2 protein-coding genes are annotated in these 2,417 nt (G+C 36.5%); one reads left to right on the top strand and one right to left on the bottom strand.

Features of this window, described 5'->3' with window-relative positions; translation table 11 throughout:
- Positions 1 to 85 precede the first annotated feature (85 nt).
- Positions 86 to 700: a YceI family protein gene (locus tag QZ824_RS11360; RefSeq protein ID WP_291276130.1), complete on the top strand. Its 615-nt coding sequence runs from the start codon at positions 86 to 88 to the stop codon at positions 698 to 700.
- 217 nt (positions 701 to 917) lie between these two features.
- Here QZ824_RS11360 and QZ824_RS11355 read toward each other — a convergent pair whose 3' ends face one another.
- Positions 918 to 2,213 carry an OmpA family protein gene (locus QZ824_RS11355; RefSeq protein ID WP_291276129.1) on the bottom strand — a complete coding sequence of 432 codons (1,296 nt, stop codon included), beginning with the start codon at positions 2,211 to 2,213 and terminating at the stop codon, positions 918 to 920.
- Positions 2,214 to 2,417 lie beyond the last annotated feature (204 nt).

The following is a 2,417-nucleotide window of genomic DNA, read 5'->3' as shown; positions in this document are numbered from 1 at the left end:
AGCTTTGCTAGGAAATATAGGAACTCTTTCTTAAAATTGTTCATTATATGTTTAAACATGTATTATTAAACCATTCTAACAAATTATGAAAATTAAATTACTTATTTCAGGTGCAGTATTAGCAACTGTAATGTTTTCTTCTTGTAACTCAAACAAACCTGCTGAAGTTAAAGCTGTAGATTCTTTAGGAACTGAAGCGACTTACACAGTAGACACTGCTGCTTCTAAAATTGTTTGGGAAGGTCAAATGCTTAAAATGCATAAGCACTTTGGTAACCTTACAATTTCTGAAGGTTCACTTACAGTAAAAGGTTTACAGGTAACTGGCGGTACTTTCACTGCAAACATGAAATCAATCACTCCTACAGATAGCAGTTACACAAAAGACCATCCAAAAGAATATTTAGTTGGTCACTTAAGCGGAAAAGATTTCTTTGCTGTTGATTCATTCCCTACTGCAACATTTGTTATTAAATCTGTTAACGGAAACTCTGCAACAGGTGATTTAACTCTACGTGGCAAAACAAACTCTGAAACAGTAACGGATATCGTTGTTGATACTGTTGGTGGTGTTAAAGCTACTGGTAAATTGGTATTCAACCGTCAGAAATATGGTGTTTCTTATGTAGCAGATAAAACTAAAGACATGGTTCTTTCTGATGACATCAAATTAGATATCGCTATAGTTGGTAAAAAATAATACTGTTGCTGATCACGAATTAGTTTATAGTTATTTTCAAACATAAAAAAAGTCATCCTGCTAAAGCGGGATGACTTTTTTATTGAGATGTTTACTCCACCAACAGTTTTTCCGGCAGATTCCTTATCACACATAAAAAAGAACGTCCCGATCCGATAGCTATCGGGATCGGGACGTTCTTTTTTTTATGTGTGATCAGTTATTAATGATCGTTCACTTACATCTGTATAATCTCAAACTCTACTCTCCTGTTCAGTCTTCTGTGCTCTTCAGTATCATTCGGGCTAATGGGCTTATCCGGGCCGTAGCCTTTTACGTTGATCCTTTTGCCGTCAATACCATGTGTTACCAGATAATCTTTTACTTTCTCGGCGCGCTCTTCAGACAATTCAATATTTAAATCCCGATTTCCCTGATTATCGGTATGACCGCTGACCTCTATAGTAATTTGTGGTTGTTGATTAAGTGTTGCTACAAGCTGATCCAATTCCTTATAAGACTCCGGTAAAAATTCTGCCTTGCTCTGTACAAATAATACGTGACGCAAAACGATCTTATCCCCTTTTTTAACTTCAAATACTTCCTGCTTTGGAGCAGTCGACGGAATCGAATCCTTTTTAGTAATAGTTGGTTTTATTGAATCTTTAGGTGCAGGGGGGGCAACTTTAACAATTGTTTTGGTTGTTGTGTCAGGCGCCACAACTACTGGCTCTGCCGGCGGCACGGTTATATTTGGTGGAATAAAAGGGTATTTGGATTGTACTGCGAAGATCTGTTTCACTTCATCTTCTGTAATGAATTTTTCCCATATACTGAAGTCATCCATTTTGCCGGAGAAATAACTTGCTTGTCCGGGAAAATCACAGCCTACAATTAAAGGTTGATTATTTTCTAAGAACTTCGCTCCTATATTTTCGCAAGCAATTAAGTGGCCATTCAAAAAATATTTTGCTACATATCCATTAAACGTTACCGCAAACATATTCCATTTCCCAGGCACAAGCGTTACACCGTTACTTGTATATAAGCCTTTAGAGCTGCCTTCTTCACCACCATCAAAATAAAATCCCTGGTCTGCCACACCCAAACGGTATTGAAAAGCTGTAGAAGTTTCTGTTTTACAAAAAACAGGTGAATATTTATCTGTTTTAAGTTCATCCCAAAATGGTGACGTATTATATTTATCTACGTACAACCAAACAGTAAATGCAAAATTAGCTGTAGGCAGATTTTTTGAAGCTGAAGAAAAAGGAATACGGATAAAACCATCCACACCATTAAAACTAAGGGCTTTCCCAGCTCTTCCAAAACGGTCTGGCGCAGCAGTCACGCCCCCAACCATCTGGCCATGCATACGGTTCGGTCCAATATCATACGCATTCCCATCAAATGCGTAGTTATACATCCACCCTGCTGCAGTCTTTTGACCCGGGGATGAGTAACTCATCATCAATGAGATAATACCTGCTGTTGCAAGTATCAGCGTCCGCATACCAAGTATTGAATAATTCATTTGTTCAATAAAGATATAATTAAAATATCGAACTTTACAATTAAATACGTAGACTATCTTACAAGTTTTTGAAATCTTATTGCAATGTTTTCTCTTCTGTTAGAAAAAATCCTAATGTATCCGCATCGTATAGAAATAAAATTTCATTTATCTGATTCATGAAAAATACAGAGAAATGTTTTTTTAATTTTTAGTATGTACTTT

The sequence above is a fragment of the Flavobacterium sp. genome (assembly GCF_021151785.1).
Lineage (GTDB): Bacteria > Bacteroidota > Bacteroidia > Flavobacteriales > Flavobacteriaceae > Flavobacterium.
Note: the sequence above shows the minus strand (reverse complement) of the source record. Positions and strands in the feature narration are given on the sequence as shown.

What these genes read in the sequence shown, in the direction of transcription:
- QZ824_RS11360 (WP_291276130.1), top strand. Translation starts at nt 86, where the DNA reads ATGAAAATTAAATTACTTATTTCAGGTGCAGTATTAGCAACTGTAATG.
- QZ824_RS11355 (WP_291276129.1), bottom strand. Translation starts at nt 2,213, where the DNA reads ATGAATTATTCAATACTTGGTATGCGGACGCTGATACTTGCAACAGCA.